Origin of the sequence: Maribacter hydrothermalis (assembly GCF_001913155.1) — a bacterium.
In the GTDB taxonomy this organism is placed as follows: Bacteria; Bacteroidota; Bacteroidia; order Flavobacteriales; family Flavobacteriaceae; genus Maribacter; species Maribacter hydrothermalis.
Genome location: NZ_CP018760.1, coordinates 3,512,084 through 3,537,159, shown reverse-complemented (window position 1 = coordinate 3,537,159; position 25,076 = coordinate 3,512,084). Strand labels below are relative to the sequence as shown.

At 33.8% G+C, this 25,076-nt stretch carries 22 protein-coding genes; 11 read left to right on the top strand and 11 right to left on the bottom strand.

Annotated features, from left to right (window positions below; genetic code table 11):
• Nucleotides 1-13: 13 nt before the first annotated feature.
• Nucleotides 14-268 (bottom strand): DUF4834 domain-containing protein, encoded by a 255-nt coding sequence (locus BTR34_RS15160; RefSeq protein ID WP_068483378.1) that lies wholly within the window; start codon nucleotides 266-268, stop codon nucleotides 14-16.
• An 87-nt stretch (nucleotides 269-355) separates the two neighbouring features.
• On the opposite strand from BTR34_RS15160, the gene BTR34_RS15155 reads away from it, so the two are divergent.
• On the top strand, nucleotides 356-1,438 hold the full coding sequence (locus BTR34_RS15155) for a transporter (RefSeq protein WP_068483381.1): 1,083 nt from the start codon (nucleotides 356-358) through the stop codon (nucleotides 1,436-1,438).
• Between the two features lie 87 nt (nucleotides 1,439-1,525).
• Nucleotides 1,526-2,644: a GTP cyclohydrolase gene (locus BTR34_RS15150; protein ID WP_068483384.1), complete on the top strand. Its 1,119-nt coding sequence runs from the start codon at nucleotides 1,526-1,528 to the stop codon at nucleotides 2,642-2,644.
• Between the two features lie 71 nt (nucleotides 2,645-2,715).
• Here the strand turns inward: BTR34_RS15150 and BTR34_RS15145 are convergent, their stop codons facing one another.
• The 3 genes from BTR34_RS15145 to BTR34_RS15135 form a co-directional block, all read right to left on the bottom strand.
• The gene (locus BTR34_RS15145) at nucleotides 2,716-3,975 is read right to left on the bottom strand and encodes an aminotransferase class I/II-fold pyridoxal phosphate-dependent enzyme (protein WP_068483387.1); all 1,260 of its coding nucleotides are present in this window, start codon (nucleotides 3,973-3,975) and stop codon (nucleotides 2,716-2,718) included.
• Between the two features lie 118 nt (nucleotides 3,976-4,093).
• Nucleotides 4,094-5,134, bottom strand: coding sequence for a PLP-dependent cysteine synthase family protein (locus BTR34_RS15140; protein WP_068483390.1), 1,041 nt, complete (start codon nucleotides 5,132-5,134; stop codon nucleotides 4,094-4,096).
• Nucleotides 5,135-5,211: 77 nt separating this feature from the next.
• Nucleotides 5,212-7,269, bottom strand: coding sequence for a S9 family peptidase (locus BTR34_RS15135; protein ID WP_082960130.1), 2,058 nt, complete (start codon nucleotides 7,267-7,269; stop codon nucleotides 5,212-5,214).
• A gap of 126 nt (nucleotides 7,270-7,395) precedes the next feature.
• Here BTR34_RS15135 and BTR34_RS15130 point away from each other — a divergent pair, with 126 nt between their 5' ends.
• Both BTR34_RS15130 and BTR34_RS15125 read left to right on the top strand, forming a co-directional pair.
• Nucleotides 7,396-7,722, top strand: a complete 327-nt coding sequence (locus BTR34_RS15130; protein WP_068483527.1) for a YbaB/EbfC family nucleoid-associated protein — start codon at nucleotides 7,396-7,398, stop codon at nucleotides 7,720-7,722.
• 668 nt (nucleotides 7,723-8,390) lie between these two features.
• A complete protein-coding gene (locus BTR34_RS15125) occupies nucleotides 8,391-8,705 on the top strand; it encodes a YegP family protein (protein WP_068483396.1) in 315 nt (104 codons plus the stop codon).
• Nucleotides 8,706-8,707: 2 nt separating this feature from the next.
• Here the strand turns inward: BTR34_RS15125 and BTR34_RS15120 are convergent, their stop codons facing one another.
• Both BTR34_RS15120 and BTR34_RS15115 read right to left on the bottom strand, forming a co-directional pair.
• Nucleotides 8,708-9,730, bottom strand: coding sequence for a threonine aldolase family protein (locus tag BTR34_RS15120; RefSeq protein WP_068483399.1), 1,023 nt, complete (start codon nucleotides 9,728-9,730; stop codon nucleotides 8,708-8,710).
• A gap of 21 nt (nucleotides 9,731-9,751) precedes the next feature.
• Nucleotides 9,752-12,157, bottom strand: coding sequence for a zinc-dependent metalloprotease (locus BTR34_RS15115; protein WP_068483402.1), 2,406 nt, complete (start codon nucleotides 12,155-12,157; stop codon nucleotides 9,752-9,754).
• 947 nt (nucleotides 12,158-13,104) lie between these two features.
• Between BTR34_RS15115 and prfB the strand changes: the two genes are divergently transcribed.
• The 4 genes from prfB (at nucleotide 13,105) to BTR34_RS15095 (ending at nucleotide 17,684) form a co-directional block, all read left to right on the top strand.
• A protein-coding gene (gene prfB, locus BTR34_RS15110; RefSeq protein ID WP_394333955.1) for a peptide chain release factor 2 occupies nucleotides 13,105-14,194 on the top strand; the annotation gives its coding sequence in 2 pieces (ribosomal slippage) (nucleotides 13,105-13,158 and nucleotides 13,160-14,194; 1,089 coding nt in all).
• A gap of 56 nt (nucleotides 14,195-14,250) precedes the next feature.
• Nucleotides 14,251-14,592, top strand: a complete 342-nt coding sequence (gene arsC, locus BTR34_RS15105) for an arsenate reductase (glutaredoxin) (RefSeq protein WP_068483405.1) — start codon at nucleotides 14,251-14,253, stop codon at nucleotides 14,590-14,592.
• Nucleotides 14,593-14,677: 85 nt separating this feature from the next.
• Complete coding sequence (locus tag BTR34_RS15100; RefSeq protein ID WP_068483408.1) at nucleotides 14,678-15,187, top strand: hypothetical protein; 510 nt, start codon at nucleotides 14,678-14,680, stop codon at nucleotides 15,185-15,187.
• A 4-nt stretch (nucleotides 15,188-15,191) separates the two neighbouring features.
• Nucleotides 15,192-17,684, top strand: coding sequence for an outer membrane beta-barrel family protein (locus BTR34_RS15095; protein WP_068483411.1), 2,493 nt, complete (start codon nucleotides 15,192-15,194; stop codon nucleotides 17,682-17,684).
• A 60-nt stretch (nucleotides 17,685-17,744) separates the two neighbouring features.
• Here the strand turns inward: BTR34_RS15095 and BTR34_RS18975 are convergent, their stop codons facing one another.
• Nucleotides 17,745-17,918, bottom strand: coding sequence for a hypothetical protein (locus tag BTR34_RS18975; protein ID WP_197496144.1), 174 nt, complete (start codon nucleotides 17,916-17,918; stop codon nucleotides 17,745-17,747).
• Between the two features lie 171 nt (nucleotides 17,919-18,089).
• Here BTR34_RS18975 and fumC point away from each other — a divergent pair, with 171 nt between their 5' ends.
• On the top strand, nucleotides 18,090-19,490 hold the full coding sequence (gene fumC / locus BTR34_RS15090) for a class II fumarate hydratase (protein WP_068483414.1): 1,401 nt from the start codon (nucleotides 18,090-18,092) through the stop codon (nucleotides 19,488-19,490).
• Between the two features lie 163 nt (nucleotides 19,491-19,653).
• Here fumC and BTR34_RS15085 read toward each other — a convergent pair whose 3' ends face one another.
• Entirely contained in the window at nucleotides 19,654-20,541 is an 888-nt protein-coding gene (locus BTR34_RS15085) for a hypothetical protein (protein ID WP_068483417.1), read from the bottom strand.
• Nucleotides 20,542-20,690: 149 nt separating this feature from the next.
• Between BTR34_RS15085 and BTR34_RS15080 the strand changes: the two genes are divergently transcribed.
• Nucleotides 20,691-21,149, top strand: a complete 459-nt coding sequence (locus BTR34_RS15080) for a GNAT family N-acetyltransferase (protein ID WP_068483420.1) — start codon at nucleotides 20,691-20,693, stop codon at nucleotides 21,147-21,149.
• Nucleotides 21,150-21,159: 10 nt separating this feature from the next.
• Complete coding sequence (locus tag BTR34_RS15075; protein WP_068483422.1) at nucleotides 21,160-21,981, top strand: MBL fold metallo-hydrolase; 822 nt, start codon at nucleotides 21,160-21,162, stop codon at nucleotides 21,979-21,981.
• 50 nt (nucleotides 21,982-22,031) lie between these two features.
• On the opposite strand, the gene ettA is transcribed toward BTR34_RS15075, so the two are convergent.
• The 3 genes from ettA to BTR34_RS15065 all read right to left on the bottom strand — a co-directional run bounded on the left by ettA (nucleotide 22,032) and on the right by BTR34_RS15065 (nucleotide 25,014).
• Entirely contained in the window at nucleotides 22,032-23,723 is a 1,692-nt protein-coding gene (gene ettA / locus BTR34_RS15070; protein WP_068483425.1) for an energy-dependent translational throttle protein EttA, read from the bottom strand.
• Between the two features lie 66 nt (nucleotides 23,724-23,789).
• On the bottom strand, nucleotides 23,790-23,966 hold the full coding sequence (locus BTR34_RS18970; protein WP_091904100.1) for a CAL67264 family membrane protein: 177 nt from the start codon (nucleotides 23,964-23,966) through the stop codon (nucleotides 23,790-23,792).
• Between the two features lie 76 nt (nucleotides 23,967-24,042).
• The gene (locus BTR34_RS15065; RefSeq protein WP_068483427.1) at nucleotides 24,043-25,014 is read right to left on the bottom strand and encodes a Gfo/Idh/MocA family protein; all 972 of its coding nucleotides are present in this window, start codon (nucleotides 25,012-25,014) and stop codon (nucleotides 24,043-24,045) included.
• Nucleotides 25,015-25,076: the final 62 nt, after the last annotated feature.

Here is a 25,076-nt window from a genome sequence, read left to right as displayed (position 1 = left end):
TTGACAAAGATAACTAGTCTAGCTCTTCAAAATCAATGTATTCACCTACTTTTTCAGAATCTGCCTTTTTCTTGGTTGTTTTTTTATTTATAATAACATCACCAACTTGTTCTTCGTATGAAGCGTTTTGATTATCAAAAGCTTGTTTAAAATGAGACTCAGTTTTTTTAGCTGCGTAGCTTAAAATTTTTGGTGCATATAACCTTACTAAAAATTTTAGTAGGTAATACACCAAAAGAATTATCAATATAGTTTTTAAAAACGCCATTTATTACTGCTTATGTATATCAAAAATACAATTATCACGTTGTATAACATAGAATCATAGTATTAAAATAAATATAAAATCTTGTTCATGAATAGTCTATTTGCCTACTCAAAATCAAATCTATACATATTCAGTTTTCTACTTCTGTTACCTGTATTGGGAAATTCACAGTATACCGATGTTATAAATTCTAACCGACCAGGTGTTTCGGTAAGTGCATATGCGGTTGGAAAAAATGTGGTACAGGCAGAAATGGGACTTTTTTATGAGCAGCGTGATCACACCTTATTAAACACCCAATCGGACATCTGGGGCACTGACATTTCATTACGATACGGATTATTGTTTGAGCGGTTAGAGCTTAATTATGAAGGCACTTTTCAAGATCAAGATATTACCTATTCTAATTTTAACCTTCTTGCCAAAAGAAGAGATTTTTCTAGAAATAGACTTGGGTTAAAATATCTTATTTATGATCCTTTTAAAAATCCTGAAGCGAATAAACCAAATTTATACAGTTGGCGAGCCAACAATAAGTTTCAGTTTAAAAATTTGCTTCCGGCTGTATCATTATATGGTGGTGCAAATTTTGTGTTTGGAGACAACCCTTTTTATGTTGGCGAACCAACATTATCTTACCGAGGTATGATTGCGACACAAAGTAGACTTACACCTAGGTTTGTATTGATCACAAATACCGCATACGATCGTATTAGCACAGACGACCCAGAACTTAGCTATACTATTTCTTTATCTCATGCATTTAGAAACCCAAAATGGAGTGTATTTGTAGAGCACCAAGGTATACAAAGTGATAGATATGCAGATTTATTGATTAGAGGAGGTATAGCACATTTATTAAAAGAAAATTTACAGTTAGATTTTAATATGGGTGCAAGTTTAAAAAATACGCCATCGCGCATTTTTTTTGGCATTGGAGGATCTTATAGAATGGATTTCCATAAAGATAGTCTAAAGCCAATTGAGGATCAGGAAGCAGACCAAAATGGCGGCGCAATTGACAAAGATGCCATGAAGATAGATAAAAAGAGGAAAAATAAAGGAAGTGGCGCTGAAGATATTGATTTAGGTCCTTCAAAAAAACAATTAAAAAAATTAAAAAAGGCCGAAAAGAAGAAAAAGAAAGATAGTAGCGAGATAGATTTCTAATACTTATCTTAATTACATAATTTTCATATCCTTCAACTTTACTTTGTTGATTAATATCCCTAATATTGATACTTCTAAAGAAGTTCAATGATTACACTACATGAAGCTAAAACAAAGCAAGACTTAAAACGCTTTGTAACATTTCCTTTCTCACTTTACAAAAACAATAAATATTGGGTGCCCCCCATTATTAATGATGAACTGGAAAGTTTTGACAAGGATAAAAATCCGGTTTTTAAGGATGCCGAAGCATGGTTTTTTCTTGCTATGGATGGAGAGAAAATTGTAGGGCGTGTAGCCGCAGTCATCAATCATCTTGAAATAAATGAGCAGCATGTTAAAAAAATGCGTTTTGGCTGGTTCGATTTTATTGATGATCCAGCAGTCTCAAAAGCCCTTTTAGAGAAAGTCGCTGAAATAGGTAATGAAAACAACTTAGAATATATGGAAGGCCCTGTTGGTTTTTCTAACCTAGACAAAGTAGGTGTTTTAGTGGAGGGTTTTGACCATATTGGGACAATGATTACTTGGTACAACCATCCTTATTACAAAAACCATTATGAAAATTTAGGTTTTGTAAAGGAAAAGGAATATATGGAAAATAAATTTCCTGCCAAAAATGCAGATCCTGCTCTTTTTACAAAATTGAATGATCTAGTAAAAAGACGTTACGGTTTAAAAGAGGTAAACTTCACAAAGACAAAAGAAGTTATGCCTTTGGCGGATGAAATGTTTGACCTTTTTAATGAAACGTATGCTAGCCTATCATCTTTTGTACCTATCACAGAAATACAGAAAGCTTATTTCAAGAAAAAATATATTAGCTTCATCAACCCTGAGTACATTAAGTTCATAAAGGACAAGGAAGATAAACTAATCGCTTTTGCCATAGTGATGCCATCATTCTCCGAAGCTTTACAAAAAGCAAAAGGAAAGCTGTTTCCATTCGGTTTATTCCATCTGTTAAATGCTAAGAAAAATAGTAAAGATGTTATTTTCTATTTAATAGGCATACACCCAGATTATCAAAACAAGGGTGTTACCGCTGTAATTTTCAATGAATATTATAAAACGTTCAATGAAAAAGGAATAGATATGTGTTATAGAACTCCAGAATTAGAAGAGAACTTAGCCATTAAACAAATGTGGAAGCATTTTGACCCCGTTGTTTATAAGCGAAGAAGAACGTATAGAAAATCGCTTTAAATATTAGCAAAACTATAAAGCCCAAAGTCAATTATGATTTCGGGCTTTTTTTAATAGTATTAAATAAGAGATTATTCTCCCATTGCGGCTGCAACTGCAGCTGATAATCTTTTATAAGTACCATTCTGCAAGCGCTCTCTAATAGCTGAGAATGCCGCCAATGTTTCCTCGACATCTTGCAACGTGTGTGTAGCAGTTGGTATTAAACGTAGAAGGATAAGCCCCTTAGGTATTACAGGATATACAACAATAGAACAGAATATACCGTGATTTTCACGTAAATCTTTTACTAATGCCATTGCCTCTGGGATGCTACCATTAAGATAAACTGGAGTTACACAACTAGTAGTTGTTCCAATATCAAAACCTTTTTCTTTTAATCCGTTTTGTAACGCGTTTACATTCTCCCAAAGTTTAGCTTTAAGCTCTGGTTGCGTACGTAACATATCTAAACGTTTTAATGCTCCCTTTACATATACCATTGGTAATGATTTAGCGAACATTTGTGAACGTAAGTTATATTTTAAATAATCGATAATACCTTGTTCAGCAGCAACGAATGCACCAATACTAGCCATTGATTTAGCAAAAGTAGCTAAGTAAACATCAATCCCGTCCTGAACACCTTGCTCTTGCCCAGCGCCAGCTCCTGTTTTTCCTAAAGTTCCAAATCCGTGAGCATCATCCACTAATAAACGGAAGTTGAATTTTTCTTTTAGCGCAACAATTTCCTTTAATATACCTTGCTCACCCCTCATTCCAAAAACACCTTCAGAGATAACTAATATACCTCCGCCTGTCTGTTCTGCCATTTTAGTAGCACGCTCTAAGTTCTTTTCAAGACTCTCAGGATTATTATGTACAAACGTAAAACGTTTGCCCATATGTAAACGTACACCATCAATAATACAAGCGTGACAATCTACATCATAAACGATAATATCATCTTTAGTAACAAGGGCATCTATAACAGACATAAAACCTTGATATCCAAAATTCAACAAATAAGCTGCTTCTTTTTCAACAAAAGCCGCACATTCTTTCTCTAACTGTTCATGAAAATCAGTATGCCCACTCATCATTCTAGCTCCCATAGGGTATGCCGCTCCATATTCAGCAGCTGCATCACCATCCACCTTTTTAATTTCAGGAAGATTTGCTAAGCCTAAATAGTCATTGATACTCCAGGTGATAACATCTTTCCCTTGAAATTTCATTCTATTAGAAATAGGACCTTCCAATTTAGGGAACACAAAGTACCCCTCTGCTTGTGAAGCCCATTTACCTAAAGGGCCTTTATTCGCTAAAATTCTATCAAATAAGTCTTTCATTGTTTAATTTGGATCTGTCTGCAAAAGTAAATAATTTTGATAAAAATTCATAAATTATTTACAACACAAAAAAGTGGGCTATAAACCCACTTTTAATTAAATTTTTTTATCGTATAAATTACTTTATATATTGAACCTCTTGTGTCTCTTCTACGGTTTCTGTGTTTAAGAATCCCTGATCTTCCATCCACTGATCACTATATATTTTGCTCATATAGCGAGAACCATGATCTGGAAATATTGCAACAACATTGCTATTCATATTAAATGTATTTAGTTCATCTAATTGTTTAATAGCTTGCATTACTGCTCCACTCGTATACCCAACAAAAATACCTTCTGTTCTAGAAATTTCCCTAGCTGTATGCGCACTTTCAGCATCGGTTACTTTAATAAACTCATCTATAATACTAAAATCAGTAGCCCCAGGTATCAAATTCTTACCTAAACCTTCTATTCTGTATGGGTAGATTTCATTTGTGTCTAATTTTCCTGTTTCATGGTATTTTTTAAGTACCGAACCAAAAGCATCTACCGCAATAACTTTTATATTAGGGTTCTGTTCTTTTAGAAAACGAGCCGTACCAGAAATTGTTCCACCCGTACCGCTACAAGCAATTAAATGCGTTATTTGTCCGCCGGTTTGTTCCCAAATTTCAGGACCAGTAGACTTATAGTGTGCATCCATATTCAGTTTATTAAAATACTGATTAATATAAATGGAGCCTTTTGTTTCTTTATGTAGTCTTTTAGCAACCTCGTAATAAGACCTAGGATCATCTGCACTTACGTGAGCTGGACAAACATATACTTTTGCGCCCATAGAGCGCAACATATCAATTTTATCTGGAGATGATTTTGAACTAACTGCTAATATACAATCGTAGCCTTTAATAATACTGGCCATAGCAATACTAAAACCAGTGTTACCAGAGGTTGTTTCTATTATTGTACTGCCTTCGGTAAGGATACCTGCTTTTTCAGCCTGCTCAATAATATGTAAAGCAATTCTATCTTTCGAAGAATGTCCGGGATTAAAAGCTTCAACCTTAGCGTAATAATTACCGGTAAGGTTTTCTGCTATTTTATTTAATTTAACTAGCGGTGTATTGCCAACTAGTTCTAATATATTGTTGTAAGCCCTGATCTCATTTTTCATAAGGGGGATCAATGTTAAGTTATTTATAAATCGAAATTTGTTTAAATTTCTGATGCAAAGCTACTATTTTTTTTCCACTATGAGATTTTTCCTTCTAAATCTAAAAGAAAGGCGTATTCTTTAGCCACTTCTCTCAAAGATTCAAACCTACCAGATGCACCACCATGGCCGGCTTCCATATTTGTATTTAGTACTAGTTGATTTTTATCTGTTTTTAATTCTCTTAATTTTGCTACCCATTTTGCCGGTTCAAAATACTGAACTTGAGAATCATGTAATCCTGTAGTAACTAACATATTTGGATAAGCCTGTGCGGTCACATTGTCGTAAGGAGAATAAGACTTCATATACTCATAATATTGCTTTTCATTTGGATTTCCCCATTCGTCATACTCACCTGTAGTTAACGGAATAGAATCATCTAACATTGTTGTAACTACATCAACAAATGGTACAGCAGCTATGATTCCATTATATAATTCTGGTTGCATGTTTATAATTGCTCCCATTAGCAATCCTCCTGCAGAACCGCCCATAGCATATAAATGCTTGGCACTTGTCATTTCCTTCTCAACCAAAAATTTAGAACAATCTATAAAATCTGTAAACGTATTTCTTTTTTGCAATAGTTTTCCAGTCTCGTACCATCTGCGCCCTAAATACTCCCCTCCTCTAATATGTGCAATAACATATACGAAACCGCGATCTAACAAACTTAATCTTACCGTTGAAAAATAAGGGTCTATAGTTGAACCGTATGAACCATAAGCATACTGCAAAATTGGAGTATTTTCATTTAAAACAGTATCTTTTCTATAAACGACAGACATAGGTATTTTGGCACCATCTCTAGCATTTGCCCATAAACGAAGCTCTGTATAATTCTCTTTTTGAAATAAACCTCCCAATACCTCTTGTTCTTTCTTAACATCCTTTTCTTTTGTACGCATGTTAAAATCGACAACTGAACTAGGTGTAGCCATTGAGTTATAAGAATACCGCAAAATTTCAGTATCAAAATCCGGATTACTACCTACATATGCTGTATATGTTTCACTATCGAACGGCAAAAAATACTCCCCTGTACCATCCCAACGAACAATTCTAATTTTATTCAATCCATTCTCACGTTCCGAAAGCACATAATATTCTTTAAAAATATCAATGTCCTCTAAAAGCACTTCCTTTCTATGAGGAATAAACTCTTGCCAATGCTCGGAACCAGATTTTTCTTCGGAGGTACGCATCAGTTTAAAATTCTCTGCTTTGTCTTTGTTTGTCAGTATATAAAAACTGTCCTCGTAATGAAATATAGTGTACTCCAAGCCTCTTTCTCTAGGGGAGAAAACTTTAAATTCACCATCAGGATTATTGGTAGAAAGAATTTGAAACTCAGAAGTTAATGTGCTAAATGAACCTATAACTAAATATTTTTTTGATTTAGTTCTATAAATAAAGGTACTAAAGGTATCATCTTCCTCATGAAAAACTAAAATATCTTCAGAAGTTGGTGTTCCTAATTTATGCTTATAAATTTTATCTGAACGAAGTGTAACAGGGTCTTTTCTAGTGTAAAACAATGTCTCGTTATCATTGGCCCAAACACCACCGCCAGTTGTATTCTCAATTTTATCATCTAAAACAATTCCTGTTTCTAAATTTTTAATTTGCAGGGTATATTGTCTTCTAGAAACTGTATCAACACCGAAAGCCGCTAAGCTATTATTAGGACTTATAGCAATACCGCCTAAACTAAAATAATCATGTCCTTTGGCCATATCATTACCATTGAACATGATTTCCTCTGCAGCATCTAAGTTATGTTCAAATCTAGAATACAAAGGATACTCTCCGCCTATGATATATCTTGTACTATACCAGTAGCCATTCAATCTATAAGGTACAGAAGAGTCATCTTCTTTAATTCTCCCCTTCATTTCTTGAAACAAAGTTTCTTGAAAATCCTTAGTATGTGCAGTTAAGGCATTATAATATTCATTCTCAGCTTCTAGATAAGAAATAACCTCTTTGTTTTCCTTTTCGTTCAACCAATAGTAATTATCTAAACGAACATCTTCATGAATAACTAATTCCTTTGGAATTTTTTTAGCCTTTGGCGGATGCTTTACTGACATACAAACTTCATTATAAAATAAGAACACAAAAATAAGGCTAATTCGTTGACCCCCGTTTTATTGCGGCTAAAAACTGAAATGCCCCTATTTTTAGTATTTTTACAATCTAATTCTAAATATAAAATTATGTTCGGAGATATGATGGGTATGATGGGGAAACTTAAGGAAACTCAACAAAAAGTTGAAGCGACAAAAAAAAGATTGGATACTGTTACACTAGAAGAAAAGTCTAATGATAATTTAATTTCAGTTACGATAACCGCTAATAGAGAAATTAAGAAAATCGAATTAGATGACAGTATTCTTCAAGATAAAGATCAATTAGAAGATTATCTTATTATGACTATAAATAAAGCCATACAAAAGGCAACAAGTGTCAATGAAGCTGAATTGGCAGCGGTTGCAAAAGAAGGAATGCCCAATATTCCTGGTATGGATTCGCTATTTAAGTAAGTTTAACAAGTAATGAAAAATAAGCACTAAAATATTTATTCTAAAGCATATTAATTTTTTGTTTATGATTTAATTATTTGGCTCTGATCAAACAGATTTTAATTACCTAAACGATACTAAATGGCTAAACAATTACAATTCTGAGCTATCTGTATTTAAAAAAACAGGATAAGAATATACTTATGTACTTTAGGGAGCGATTGGTGTCTTCTATGTAAAATGTTGATAACGGATATTTTTTTCAACAATGAACTATAAAAGTTGATAATCCATTTTAATTTGTATTGATATCTCCAGAAATAAGGATTTATTTGGCAAATAAAATGAGAAAGGTTTGCCACTTATAAAGGTATTTAATTTTAAGGGAAAGAATATTGATGCGTTATATAGATATCGTATAAACAGAGTCTTTAATTCTCGTACTGGAATTCTGCAGAAAAACATCTAGAAATAAAAATGGGTTACATTTATGCGTAAGCCTTTTTGACTAATAAAGTGCTTTAAATTGTTATATATACTAACATGTATACTTACGCTAATCTTTATTTCTTAATTCTTTACTGAAATTAAAAATGTTAGCGAAAACCTCATAAGTCTCATTATGTAATGCTTAATATTTGTTTAGAAGTCTCCAAAATTCTAAACAAATATTATTTATCTTTAAGGATATGATTAAAATTGATAAAAAAAAGGGCGGATTATTTCAATTTAAATTGAAATCAAATAACGGTAGAACGCTATTAAAAAGCATTCCTTTTTCGAGTAAAGAAAAATTAGACAATACACTTAATGACATAAAGGCTTTAAAAGGTGCTAAGGCAAAATTATTTGAACGCAAAACAAATACTGATGGCAAGTTTTTAGTAGAACTAAAAAACTCCGTTGGAGAAATTGTAGGCTCTAGTGGCCTTTATTCTTCAGAAGCTGGTATGGAAAACGGAATATTAAATATCACTAATAGTATAGAATTAGGTATTAAATAGCATTACAATGATGTTAATTGTTGCAATAATACTTCATGCATATTATCTGTATAATCCAAATGAGTAACCATTCTTAATTTTCCTTGCCCCATTCCTATTATTAAAATATCTTTTTCCTTTAATGTGTTTACGAATTGATCACTAGTCATGAAAGACTCATCAATTTCAAAAATGACAATATTGGTTTCAATAGGCTCTACTTTTTTTATAAAGGATTTCGCGGATAATGCTACACCTATCTCTTTTGCTTTTTTATGATCTTCAGCCAAACGATCTATATGATTATCTAGTGCATAAATTGCAGCAGCAGCCAAAAAGCCAGACTGTCGCATACCACCGCCAAAAATTTTACGAATTCGTATAGCCTTATCCATTTGCTCCTTTGTTCCTAACAACAAAGAACCAACAGGACAACCAAGCCCTTTACTTAAACAAATGCTTATAGTGTCAAATAACCATCCATATTGTTGGGCAGTTTCGTTCTTTTCTACCATAGCATTCCACAAACGAGCACCATCTAAATGAAAACCTAATTTATGGTCGGTACAAACTTTTCTAATTTTTTGTAGCTCTTTAAAATCCCAACACGTACCCCCACCCTTATTCGCAGTATTTTCAATACAAACTAAAGAGGTTAATGGACTATGATAAAAATCCGGCGGATTTATAACAGAAGCTACTTGCTCTGCAGTCATAGTTCCTCTATTACCATCTACAAGCCTACAAGAAACACCACTATTAAAACTAACACCACCACCTTCATAATTATAAATATGTGCGAATTTATCACAGATCAATTGCTCTCCCGGTTGTGTGTGCAATTTAATGGCCGTCTGGTTTGTCATGGTTCCGCTAGGAAAAAATAAAGCAGATTCCATTCCAAATAATTTGGCAGCCTTATCTTCTAAAGCATTTACTGTTGGGTCTTCTTTAAAAACATCGTCCCCAACCACAGCTGACATCATGGCGTCTAACATACCTGGAGTTGGCTTTGTTACTGTGTCACTTATGAGATTAATTTGCATTGCTATTACGTAAATTTTAGATTAATGAAAACAACCCATACCTATTGGTGAGCCATCTGGAATTTGCGGCGATGGTATTATTTTAAACAATTCTGGATGTTCATTAAACTCCTTTATCCTTTTAATCATTTCAGCATATATTGCATTGCTGCCAGAATCTTTAACCAACTGAAAACTTAATTCTTTTAATTTCTGAGAAGCAATTGCATTTACCTGCGGATGAACTTCTGTATGACCAGCCAAATTCATGATATGAAACAGAACTCTAAAGTTAATAATTGTTTGCGCTTCATTTAGATACGTGTCTTTATGTTTCTTGTGAATTGTCGCCGAAATTAACTCATTCAAAACCTCATCTAAACCTAAGTTATTTACTTCAATTGCTTTTTGCTGAATAAGTCTAGAGGCACGCTCAGGATGTAATAAAAATAACAAAGTCATATCCGATGCAGTTTCGACAGCTGATAACGCATCAAAAGAAATACCAGTTTTTCCATTAATAGACTCTCTTGTCCTAGGAGTACCAAAAGCCCTTGGAGGAAACAAGCTTAATTTATTTTTTGGTATTGCAATTTCATTAGCGTCTAAGGTTTTTAAAACAGCCTTTAAAGCTTCTTCTTGTATAGCTTTATCGGCAATTTCTACCGTTTGTTGTCCATCACCCTTAACCGCATAATTATACTCTAATCCTCCAATTATTTTAGCGACACCTTCTGTTTGATACCTATGAAAGAAGTATAGAGGCACAAATACATCTTCCAAAACAGAATATGGAGTGCCATCTTGTATATTATCTACTGAAAAATTATTAATTGCCGTTTTACGAATATTCAACATCTCATCTAACTCTTTACTTACATTAGTACCATTATCCCATAAATGAGCTAATACATGCGCACTACCCTGTGGACGTGCATCTTGATCTGTAATGTATCTAAGTCCGTCAGCTTTGGCTTTATCCAATATAGCATTCAACCCTTTTTTTTCTTCATTTTTTGCGAAATCTTGATAAGAATACGCCACGGTTACTTTATCCCAATCCCCTATTCCAGTTTCATATGCTTTAGAGAAATCAATTTTACCATCTACCATTGAAAATTGCGGATGAGGATAGTCCATTACAGAAGCCATATCCGTGGTACTCGCTGCGTAATTATGCGCAAAACCCAAAGTATGTCCTATTTCATGAGCAGATAATTGACGAATACGAGCAATTGCCATTTCTAACATAGGTTGATAATTATCATCACGTTCAGCAAAAGGTTTGTTCATTAACGCTTGGGCAATCAAAATATCTTGTCGTATACGTAAGCTTCCAAGACTTACGTGTCCTTTGATAATCTCTCCTGTTCTTGGATCGGTAATACTGCTACCGTAGCTCCACCCTCTTGTTGAACGGTGAACCCATTGTATAACATTATATCGTACATCTAAAGGATCTGCATCATCTGGCAACATTACCAATTGAAAAGCATCTTTGTAACCAATTGCTTCAAATGCTTGGTTCCACCAACGTCCTCCTTCCAAAAGAGTAGATCTAACCGGTTCTGGTGTACCATTATCCAAATAATAAATAATAGGTTCTACAGCTTCACTTATTTCCGCTGTCGGATTCTTTTTTTCTAATCGATGTCTTGTTATAAATTGTTTAAGAATAGGTGATTCAACCGGCGTGGCATAATCATAATAAGAGAAAGGGTAGGAACCACTTCTTGGGTCAAATTCTCGCTTCTTATATTTATTGTCCGGTAACTCAATAAATGAATGATGCTCTGCAACAGTTACCAAACTTGCATTTGGCGTAACGCTTTTAATATAGCTACCTGTTGGTTCTCCCTTAAATGTCAAGGTAACATCGAATTCCACATTTTTAGGAAAAGCTTTAGTTCTATCTAAGGCAAAAGCACTTTTTGTTTTATCTAAACTGTAGGAACCCTGCTGCGATTTTTTCAATCTTTCAGCAACACCATGTGCATCTTGCATTAAAAAATCGGTAATATCAATGGTATATATTCCATTTTTATCTTCTTCTATTGGAAACCCAAATAAAACTGATTTTGCAAAGGCCTGCTCAACTGATTTCCGTTCCAAATCATTATCGGTAATTGCTCTATATTTTAAGTTAGGCTGAACCAACAAAAGCTTGTTACCAGCTTTTTTAAAATAAACCACTTGTTCGTTTCCTAATTGGCCACGATCTAAACCAATATCGTTACTACCAATTCCACTACTTAAAGAGTATACGTATAAAAATTCTTTATTTAATGTATTTACTTCTAAATAGATTTTATCCTTTGCCTCGTCGTAAAAGAAATCATAAAATCCTTCGTATTTTTTAAAATCCTTTTTCTGCTCGCTAAACTGTGCCTGCAAAATATTTAATGAAAATAAAGTCAAACCAATTAGAAGTACATAATAATTTTTCATTCTCTATTATTTTTCCTAAAAGTATAGAAAATCTTAAGAATAGTAAACAAATAACCTTATGATAAATTCTAAGTTTGAGAATCCAATTTTATCTTAAGGAAAGGATGGTGATAGGTTTAGAAAAATTTTTAATGGATTACACTTTTATAATGTGCAAAATCCTATGATAGGATACACAGGCTTTATAAAAAATATACGATGAACTAATTTAGAATTTTTGATATTGAATTAAAAATAGCGAAAGTTTATTATGAGTTCTTTGGACTAGGTTAATAAACAAGTGAAAATAGTAAGCTAAGAGCAGTTTATGAATTTACATTTGTTAAAAAAATTAAGCAAGACTTTAAAACATTTATTGAATACATTTTTAATGATTTTATTAAAATAATCAACAAGAAATACCAAGAATTTATTAGATATCAACATCAATAATACGGGCCACATTGATAATTATGTCAAACATTATAAAGGGATTTTAACCTACAATAATTTAAAACTGATGTTACCTCAAGTAAATTCAAGAATATTTGATAATAGGACAGCTAAACAGGTAAGGCTTTCAAAAATATAACGCATTTAATTTGCATTAACTAAGACAAAATGGACGACCTATAAGTTTGGTCGCTTGTTATTTAAATCAAAAACATGGTCTTTTAAGAGAATCTCAAATGTTTTCTTGGGCACAAACTCATAGTACACAACTAGGCCGTAAAGTTTTAACCCCTCCACTAATATTTTAGTACATACCAACTATATTTAGTTTTGTCACGGAAAGGATTATAATGATCGTTACCCTTTACGAAGTGTAATTCATTCAAATGGATCTAATGTACCTTCAGATACCGTTTTAGTTCAAAGTTAACAATAGGTATTACTTAAATAATCTTCCATAATTATTTAAAAGAGTATTATTTTTACCTAAAATAAAGAATTGTATGAACGTAAGTATGGACCATTACAAAGGTCTTATAGATCGCCTTGGTGCGTTAAGGAGGTATCTTTGACATCGATGCGAAATTAATAGAAATAGAAAACGAGCAAGAAAAAACCTTGGCACCTGATTTTTGGAACAATCCCCAAGAAGCACAGGCACATATGAAATTTATCCAATCTAAAAAGCAATGGGTAGATGATTATAATAATGCGCAAATGCTGGTTTCAGAATTAGAGGTTTTGATAGAATTTCAACAAGAAGGGGAAGTTTCTGAAGAAGAGGTTGAACTACACTATAAGAAAGCATTAATTACTCTAGAAAAGATGGAGTTTAAAAATATGCTTTCCGAAGAAGGAGATGAACTACCGGCAGTACTGCAAATTACTGCAGGAGCCGGCGGCACCGAAAGTTGTGATTGGGCTGCTATGCTCATGCGCATGTATATGATGTGGGCAGAAAAGAACGGTTATAAAATAAAAGAACTTAACTATCAAGAAGGAGACGTTGCAGGCATTAAAACCGTAACATTAGAAATTGATGGTGAATTTGCCTTTGGCTGGTTAAAAGGAGAAAATGGCGTACATCGATTAGTCCGTATTTCCCCGTTCGACAGCAATGCCAAAAGGCACACCTCGTTTGTTTCAGTTTATGTATATCCGTTAGTGGATGATAGTATAGAAGTAGATGTCAACCCTGCAGATATTACAATAACTACTGCTAGATCTAGTGGAGCTGGAGGTCAAAATGTAAATAAGGTAGAAACAAAAGTTCAATTGACCCACCATCCTACTGGAATTCAAATTTCTTGTTCAGACAGTAGAAGTCAGCATGACAATAGGGCAACAGCAATGAAAATGCTGAAATCTCAATTATATGAAATTGAGCTGCGAAAAAAAATGGAAGCGAGACAAGAAATTGAATCTTCAAAAATGAAGATAGAATGGGGTTCACAAATAAGAAACTATGTTATGCATCCATACAAATTAGTAAAAGATGTAAGAACTGGTGAAGAAACGGGCAATGTTGACAATGTAATGGATGGTGATATAGACCAATTTCTAAAAGCGTTCCTTATGATGATGGGACAAAAAGAAGAAGATTAACCTTAGTTTTTCTTATTCTTCATTTAGAATAAGAAAAACTAATTATTTAAATTATTATGATTAAAATTTACCATAATTCTAGATGTAGTAAATCTAGGGAAGGTCTTAGTGTACTAGAAAATTCTGGCAAGAAATTTGAGATAGTAAAGTATTTAGAAGACATACCAACAAAGGATGAGTTAAGAAATATAATTAGTTGTCTAGGAATTAAACCTATTAATCTTGTTCGTAAAACTGAAGCAATTTGGAAAGAAAAGTTTAAAAACTTATCATTATCAGATGAGGAGTTGTTAGATGCAATGATTACCTACCCGAAATTAATAGAAAGACCTATAATTATAAATGGAAAAAGTGCAGTTATTGGCAGGCCAGCATCTAACATAAAATCAATTTTATAAATTAGGTTAACATATTGATGCAATGTATTAACAAAGAATTAACCATTCTTAATTAAACCAAACTATAATTATCTAATCAAAGAATATGAAGAAAAAAATCAAATTCAGTGGCGTTAAATTTTTTATGCTTCTGATAATTTTATTAGGAAGTTCTGAAATTTACGCGCAATATGGTTACGGTAATAGCGGCTATGGATATGGTGGAAGGGGAAATTATGGTTATGGCAGACAACGCAGTGCTATACCGCAAGCTCAGGAAACCCAAAAAGAACCTGAGCCAAAAACGGCAGAACAACTAGTTGATGGAGAAATGCCGGGCATAACGGAAGCCTTAGGATTAAATGATTTTGAGCAAGCCGTTTTAAGCTCTGTATTAAAGAAATATGTACAAGAACGTATAGAAGCTAGAATTTTAAAACTTCCTCCGGAAAAAATGAGAGAAGTTTATGAAAATATTACCAAAAGGCAAGATGAAGAATTAAAAGCAGGCTTGCCTTTAGAAAAATATGAAGCTTTTGTAGCCCTTCAACAAGATGGGGTTGCAAAAACCATAAAAAAGAAGAAAAAAGAAAAACGAAAAAAATCTAAAAACTAACTTAATGAAAAAACTTTTCCCGTTACTCCTATTACTAGTACTATCAACAAATTACGCAATTAGTCAAAGACCGGGAGGAGACCGGGAAAGTAGCCCAATTATTATTTCGGGGCAAGTTTTAGATCAAGAAACCAATGCACCTTTAGAATATGCTACACTTGTTCTACAAAGTGTAAACAATCCAGAAATTATTACTGGTGGCATAACTGATATTGATGGTAAATTTAATGTTGAAACCACTGCAGGTCAGTACAATGTAAGTATTGAGTACATCAGTTATAAAACTTATAAAAAAGCAAATCAAACGCTTACCAAAAACACCGATTTAGGCGTCGTAAAACTCTCATTAGACGTTGCTCAACTAGATGCCGTTGAAGTAGTTGGGGAAAAAACAACTGTAGAGATTCGTTTAGATAAAAAGATTTATAATATAGGTAAAGATTTAACCAATAGTGGGGCTACCATTACGGATGCACTAAACAACGTTCCTTCTGTAAATGTTGATATTGAAGGTGCTATCAGCCTAAGGGGAAATGAAAATGTTAGAATACTAATAAACGGAAAACCGTCTGCCCTTGCAGGTTTTGGTTCTACTGACGCCTTAACTCAATTACCTGCCGATGCGATTGAAAAAGTAGAGGTAATCACAAGTCCATCCGCACGCTACGATGCTGAAGGCTCTGCTGGTATTTTAAACATTATTCTTAAAAAAGAAAAAACACTTGGGTTCAATGGCTCTGTAAATACCACCATTGGACACCCTGTAAATAGTGGTGTTTCTATAAATGCCAATTTACGTACAGATAAATTTAATTTATTTAACACCTCAGGTTATAACTACAGAGATGCACCAGGAAATGCATATTTTGACAATACATACTCTTCAGGAAGTTTTGATAGAATAATTGAGGATAGGGAATATAATAGGCTAAGAAAAGGTTTTAACACCAACTTAGGTTTAGAGTATTTTATAACAGAGCAATCCTCCTTAACGGGTAGTGTTTTTTATAGAACATCGAAAAGTGAAGATGAAACCGACAATACAAACCAAAGATTCATCAGCAATTTGTTGAATAGTGAAACTTTTAGAACAGAAGATGAAAATGAAGATGATACCAATTACCAGTTTTCATTAAATTATGTCAATGACCTTGATGACGATGGACAAAAATTAACAGTAGACCTTCAGTACTCTAAAGGAGAAGAAACCAAATTTTCTACAATAGAAGAAAACAATACTGTCCCAAATGAGAATTTATTAATTCTAGAAAATGTTTTTGAGACAGAAACGGAAAATGAATATTTAGTTCAGGCAGATTATGTTTTGCCAATAGGTGATGCACAATTTGAAATCGGATACAGGGGGACTTTTGAAGAAGATATTACTGATTATAGATTAGACTCTTTAAACCAAGAAACAGGACGATTTGATATAAACCAGAACCTAACCAATATGTTTACCTACAATGAAAATGTAAATGCATTATATACACAGTATGGAAACAAGTTTGGAAAATTTTCATTTTTACTAGGCTTACGGTTAGAAAACACTCAGCTTAAAGGTCAATTAGATTCTGAATTCGACACTACAGAGCTAGAAGAACAACTAGGAGTAGATGTCGATGTAAATTTTGACAAAAACTACTTAGGTCTTTTCCCAACGGTAAATTTAATTTACGAATTAGGCGAGCGTGAAAATATCTCTCTAGGATACAATAGAAGAATAAATAGACCTAGAGGTTGGTTCATTAATCCGTTCCCATCAAGATCAAGTAGAGCAAATATATTTCAAGGAAATCCTGATTTAAATCCTGCTTTTTCAAATGCGTTTGATTTAGGTTATTTAAAAAGATGGGATAAAATTACCCTTACATCATCTATCTACTACCAGCAAGAAACGAATTCATTTGAACGAGTACAAGAAGAAACTGGACAAACAACCACGGACGGTATAGAAATTATTAGAACTATACCGATAAATCTTTCTACCAATGACAGATTGGGCTTAGAAGCTGGTATGATGTATAGTCCAACTAAATGGTTAAGGTTGAATTCAAGTTTTAACTTCTTCAGATTTTCTACAGAAGGTATATTTAACGGGGTCGATTACGGCACAACCAATACAAGTTGGTTTGCAAGGTTTAGTTCTAAAGTGTCATTACCTGCAAAGGTAGACTGGCAAACCAATGCATTCTACAGAGGTCCATCTGCTACAGCTCAAACAGATAATAAAGGTATATTCTCTTTAAACTTAGCATTCAGTAAAGATATTTTAAAAGATAACGGTACATTATCTCTTAATGTAAGTGACTTATTGAATACAAGAAAAAGAAGGTCCTACACAGAAACTGAGTTTTTTACTTCGGACAGTGAGTTTCAATGGAGAAGACGTCAAATAACAATGGGCTTTGTATATCGTTTTAACCAACCAAAAGAACGTAACAAAGGGTCAAGAGGAAATGGTGGTGAAGAAGGCGGTGAAGAGATTGAAGGATAAAAAGCAGAAAGCAAGACATAAAAAAAGGAGCCAATAGGCTCCTTTTTTATACTATATTATTTATGATTCTCTTGCGGCTTTCTTTTTGTCGCGTCTTTCTTTTAACAATTCAATTATGTTTCCTCCCAACCAGTAAGGAACAACAAATAATAACAAAAACATCATTAACCAAAAACCAATTGTTAAAATGGTTAAAAAAGCTAAAAATCCTAAATATTGGTCAAAATCAAACATATCTTATAACTTATATATTGCAAAGATACCATAAACGAATTATTTTTTGCAAACGTTCTGCAAAATTAATTTCAATATTCTCAACAATCTTATCACAATAAAAATAAATGTATACCTTATTTTTGAACTTATTAAAATAAGGTAACCAAAGATTCATTAAAATATAATAGCATGAAGTTTAGAATCGAGAAAGACACCATGGGTAATGTAGAGGTACCCCAAGATAAATACTGGGGCGCCCAAACTGAGCGTTCTAGAAATAATTTTAAAATTGGTCCATCTGCATCAATGCCGTTAGACATTGTTTACGGATTTGCTTATTTAAAAAAATCCGCAGCATATGCAAATTGCGAGCTAGGGGTTTTAGCACAAGAAAAAAGAGATTTAATTGCGCAAGTTTGCGATGAAATTTTAGAAGGTAAGCACGATGATCAATTCCCTTTAGTTATTTGGCAAACAGGTTCGGGCACGCAAAGCAACATGAACGTCAATGAAGTTGTTGCCAACAGAGCACACGAAATTGCCGGTAAAGTTATTGGTGAAGGAGAAAAAACCATTCAGCCTAATGATGATGTGAACAAATCCCAGTCTTCAAATGATACTTTCCCAACAGGCATGCATATTGCAGCTTATAAAAAAATTGTAGAGGTTACCATACCAGGAGTAACTCAATTAAGAGACACACTGAACAAGAAAGCAATAGAATTCAAGAACGTAGTTAAAATAGGCCGTACGCATCTTATGGATGCCACTCCCCTAACCTTGGGTCAAGAATTTTCTGGTTATGTTTCACAATTAGACCATGGCTTAAAAGCACTTAATAATACACTTGCTCATTTAAGTGAATTAGCTCTTGGAGGAACGGCAGTAGGTACCGGATTAAATACTCCAGAAGGTTATGACGTTTTGGTTGCTAAGTACATTGCAGATTTTACTGGTTTACCTTTCATCACCGCCGAAAATAAATTTGAAGCACTTGCAGCACATGATGCAATTGTTGAAAGTCACGGTGCATTAAAACAATTGGCTGTTTCTTTGAATAAGATTGCCAATGATATTAGAATGATGGCTTCGGGGCCACGTTCAGGAATTGGAGAAATCATTATCCCGGCAAATGAGCCAGGTAGTTCTATTATGCCAGGAAAAGTAAACCCTACGCAATGTGAGGCCCTAACAATGGTATGCGCTCAAGTAATGGGTAATGACGTAGCTATTGGCGTTGGTGGCACCCAAGGGCACTATGAACTAAATGTTTTTAAACCTATGATGGCCGCTAACATTTTACAATCGGCACAGTTAATTGGCGACGCTAGTGTAAGTTTTGAAGAGCATTGCGCTGCAGGAATTGAACCTAACCATGAAGTAATTAAACAATTATTAAATAATTCTTTAATGTTGGTTACTGCCTTAAACACAAAAATAGGGTATTACAAGGCCGCTGAAATTGCAAATACTGCCCATAAAAATGGTACAACCTTAAAAGAGGAAGCTGTTAATTTAGGGTATGTATCTGCCGAAGATTATGATGACTGGGTAAAACCAGAAGATATGGTTGGTAGTTTAAGAGACTAAAAATAAATAGTTCAAAACAAAAAATGGCGACCAAATTGGTCGCCATTTTTTTTATAGTAAACTACCTCGGGGCAAGCCCACGAGGCATTCGCCCGAAACGAACTTTTAATTTCGAGGCAAGCCTCGGGGTATTATACCCTTTGGCGGTGCCAATAAAGTCATCTTACTTCAACATGAATTTAGAAGTACCTAATAATTTTAATTGGTCGTCATATACGTTCACCATGTAATTTCCATCTTTAAAATCACCAGAAGGCTTATTGATGTAATCACATACATCTAAAGCTTTATTCTCGTAATAAAAACCTGTTTGCTTACTATAGGTTATAGAAGCTCCGTTATCATTAGTTTTAGAATTGCTACCACCAAGAATATTACCTTGAGGGTCTAACACCTCTAAATAAAACTCTCTATCCCCAGCTTGTGCAATAACGTTATCTGCAATAGTAAAACAAATTTTAAACTTATCAGTAGCTTTTGCACGTTGGGTAGAAACCAATTTACCGCTATTACGTTCTTTAACAGCATCAACATTGAATTTAGATAAATTTAATGCAGAACCTTTTTCAACTACTTGAGCTAGGTTTGTATTCTGTACTACTAAAGAATCATTAAAAACTGTTTGTTTTTCTAACTCTACATAGGTGCTATCTCTTTGCATTGCGATCATAGTATTAGAACGAGTTAATGAATCAACTTGTCTTAATAATTGCTCTCTTTCTGCTTTAAGCACACCAACTTGTCTTCTATATCTAGACAAAGTTCCAATGTCAGCTTTCATAGTTTTTACAGAATCAATATATTTTGCAATATTATCTCTTGCACTAACCAATTCTTCATTTGTTGCATTACTCTCTAAAATTGCTTTATCATATTCAGATTTTAAGCTATTTAAATCTTCTACAACCAATTCTTTTTCTTTGGTAAGTACAACTTCTGTCTTCTTCTTATCTTGATAAAGACTAACGGTATAAATGATTGTTCCTAAGAGAACAACCCCTAAAAGTGCGGTTAAAACTTTTAAACCATTGTTATTTTTTGTTTCAGTCATAATTTTTAATTTAATAAAGTGTCTGTTTGTTCAGGTTATATACGTTTGGATTTAACGTTTAGATTATTCGATGTTAAATTAATTTAAATCATTAGGAATTACAAGCTAGAAAATTATAATTTAGACCACGACCCACTAAAATAATATTCATGTTAAGCATAGTACCTTATGAACCTATATACGCACAAAAATTTAAGGAACTTAATATTGCCTGGATTAGTGAATATTTTATAGTTGAGGATAAAGACAAAGAGCTATTAGAAAATTGTGAGTCATCTATAATCCATAAAGGCGGATATATATTTATAGGATTATGGGATAATGAGCCCGTAGGTTGTTTCGCCCTTATTAAAATTTCGGAAGGTAATTTTGAATTAGGGAAAATGGCAGTTCATAAATTGCATCATGGACATAAAATTGGTCAAAAATTACTTACCTATGCCATCGACTATGCAAAAAGTAAAAATTGGAAAAAAATAGAATTATACTCGAACACTAAATTGGATACCGCCCTTCACATTTATAAAAAATTTGGTTTTAAAGAAGTTCAGCTAGAAAAGAGTACAATTTACCTTAGGTCAGATATAAAAATGGAACTAACACTTTAAACGTAACACAATGAGAATAAAAGAATTGCTTTTTATACTATTCGCTATAACAATAACTTTTTCATGCAAAGAAGTTAGGAAATCAGATACCGAGATTGATTCTACTGTAGATATTGAGGAAAATAAGGAAATAACCGATATCGTTAAAGAGCGTAAATCCGATGAAATAAAAATTATACCAATAGAACATGCTACCGCTGTCATCGAATTTAACGATGTAGTTATATACATTGACCCTACAGGAGGAGCTGCTTCTTTTGAAGGCCAAAAAAATCCGACTTTAATATTAATCACTGATATACACGGTGATCATTTAAATACAGAAACGCTTAATGCATTGGACACTTCAAATACCATATTTGTAGTACCACAAGCTGTTGCCGATGAATTGCCCGAAAAATATGCATCGCAATTAGAAATTATGGAAAACGGTAGTAGCAAAAAATTAGCCGGAATTACCATTGAAGCCATACCTATGTATAACCTACGAAAAGAAGCTCTTAAATTTCATGAAAAAGGTCGTGGCAATGGTTATATTCTAAATATCGAAAAGGAACGAATCTATTTTTCTGGTGATACCGAAGATATTGCTGAAATGCGTTCTTTAAAAAATATCGACAAAGCCTTTATATGTATGAATTTACCATACACCATGACAGTTGAAAGCGCTGCTTCTGCAGTAATAGATTTCAAACCAAAACAAGTATACCCATATCACTATAGAGGCAATCCAGATGTAAGTGACATTACAAAATTTAAACAATTAGTAGACGCCGCCAATCAAGATATTGAAGTAATACAATTAGATTGGTACCCTAATGAAGAATACTAGTGTTAGTTCTTAGTTGAAAATAAAAAAGCCCGCCATTGCGGGCTTTTTAGCTATCTAATTAGTTTTTTATATTTAATACGTTTCGGCATTAAATCCCCGCCCAAACGTTTCTTTTTATTCTCTTCATAATCAGAAAAAGAACCTTCAAAGAAGTATACCTGAGAATCACCCTCAAAAGCTAATATATGTGTGCAAATACGATCTAAGAACCATCTATCATGCGAAATTACAACAGCACAACCGGCAAAATTCTCTAAACCTTCTTCTAATGCACGAAGTGTATTAACATCTAAGTCGTTGGTAGGCTCATCTAACAAGAGAACGTTACCTTCTTCTTTTAATGTCATGGCAAGATGTAAACGGTTACGTTCACCACCCGAAAGCATGCTGACTTTTTTATTCTGTTCACTACCAGAGAAGTTAAACCTACTTAAATAAGCTCTAGAGTTTACTTGACGGCCACCCATCATAATTAGTTCTTGTTCATCGCTAAAATTCTGCCAAATGGTTTTCTCTAGATCTATATTAGAATGACTTTGATCTACGTAGGCAATTTTAGCCGTTTCACCAGTTTCAAACTCACCTTTGTCTGGTTTTTCCTCACCCATGATCATTCTAAAAATAGTGGTTTTACCAGCACCATTAGGTCCAATAATACCTACTATACCTGCCTGTGGTAATTTAAAGTTCAAATCCTCGTAAAGCAATTTATCGTCATAAGCCTTGCTTACTCCTTTTGCCTCAATTACATTAGTACCCAAACGAGGTCCGTTAGGAATATAGATTTCAAGTTTTTCGTCGAGCTGCTTCTGATCTTGGCTCATTAACTTATCGTAATTCTTAAGACGCGCTTTTTGCTTTGTCTGTCTCCCTTTTGCTCCTTGACGAACCCACTCCAGCTCTCGTTCTAATGTTTTTTGTCTTTTAGAGACAGTTTTACTTTCTTGAGCCATACGCTTAGATTTTTGATCCAACCAAGAAGAATAATTTCCTTTCCAAGGAATACCTTCTCCCCTATCTAATTCTAAAATCCATCCGGCAACATTATCCAAGAAGTATCTATCATGCGTTACGGCAATTACTGTTCCTTTATATTGTGCTAAATGATGCTCTAACCAGTGTACAGACTCAGCATCTAAGTGGTTGGTAGGCTCATCTAATAACAAGATTTCAGGTTCTTGAAGTAATAAACGACATAAAGCAACTCTTCTTCTTTCACCACCTGACAGTACTGAAATTTTCTTATCTGGCTCTGGTGTACGTAAAGCATCCATTGCAATTTCTAACTTGGTATCCAGTTCCCAAGCGTTGGCAGCATCAATCTTATCTTGTAACACAGCTTGTTGATCCATCAACTTCTGCATTTTGTCGGCATTCTCATACACTTCTGGAAGGCCAAACATATCGTTTATCTTATTGTACTCATCAAGAATAGCAACAGTTTCTGCTACTCCTTCTTTTACAATTTCTAGTACGGTTTTGTTTTCATCCAATTCTGGTTCTTGCTCTAAGTACCCAACATTGTATCCAGGAGAAAAAACAACATCACCTTGAAAGTTTTTATCTACACCGGCTATAATCTTTAATAAGGTTGATTTACCAGAACCGTTTAATCCTAAGATTCCAATTTTGGCACCGTAGAAAAAACTTAAGTATATATTCTTTAAAACTGGGGTATTAGCATTTTTATAGGTCTTCGTAACTCCTGACATGGAGAAGATTACCTTCTTATCGTCTGACATAAAATTATAGTGTTAAGTGAAAATTAAAACCAAACAGAAGAATTCACTGACGGTTCTAAAAATATATTATACTCTCCCTTTAAGTGCGTTGAACACCCAAGCAATAGCAAAAAATCCTATACCTACGGATGCAAATCCCCAACCAGCAACATCATCATAGCGAAAAGCACCTAATGCAATTAGGGCTAGCCCTACAAAAATCATAATAAAAGTTGCCCAAGAGAGCACTGTATTCTTATTCATTTTCGAATCAATTAAAATTTAAGCGAACATCAAATATCGTAAATTTTAAGATATATGCCCACTATTACCCCTTCTATTATTCAAACGGAAACACGATTCCCGTCTTTTTACGAATAGAATCCATAATCTCAATTAAATCCAAACTATTTTGATGGCTCCACAGCTCGCTTTCCTTTTTACCGGAACGTAAACAAGAATGCACTTCTTCGATTTCATAAGTATAGCCTTTTCCTATTTTCACTAACTGATTAATACGCGTATCGTCCCCTTTCTCTATGGTGTAACCCGATGCTTCATGCCACCTAGGATGAATAAAAATAGTTCCTTTACTGCCAGCAATTTCTGCTTTCTTTTCTGAGTTAGAATTAAGTCCGCTATATAAAATTGCCTGTGCATTTTCATAATTAAAAATTATACTCATTTGAACCTCAACGCCCGTTTTATAAAAATTAGCGGTTGCTTTAATATCCTTTGGCTTACCTAACATTAAATACGATAAAAAAATAGGATAAATACCAATATCTAACAAAGAACCACCTGCAAGTTCGGGGTTCAAAAGTCTTCCATTTTCATTACGATCCAGTCCATAAAAAGCAAAATCCGCATGCAAATAGCCAATGTTGCCAATAGTACCATTATCCACTAATTCTTTTACTTTAATAATAGTAGGATTAAAACGCGACCACAAAGCTTCCATAAAAAAGACTTGATTTTCTTTAGCAACTTTTACCATTTGCGCTACCTCACTTTTATTAACCCCTGCAGGTTTCTCGCAAAGTACATTATTACCAGCTTTCATGGCCGCAATACTTAGTTGGGCATGATTTGTATGCGGTGTTGCAATATATATAACATCTACCGTATTACTATTAAACAATTCATCGTAACTGCCAAAAGCATTTGGTGCGCCATACTCATCTGCAAAAGTCTTAGCTTTTTCCAAATTTCTAGAAGCCACAGATACCAACTTGCCTCCATTTACCAATGCCAAATCTTTTGAAAAACTATGCGCAATGTTACCTGCCCCAACAATACCCCACTTTATCATACTTTTTATTTTTGTTGCATGAACACCAAAATTAACTCCTATCTTTATCCGAAGAAAAGAAA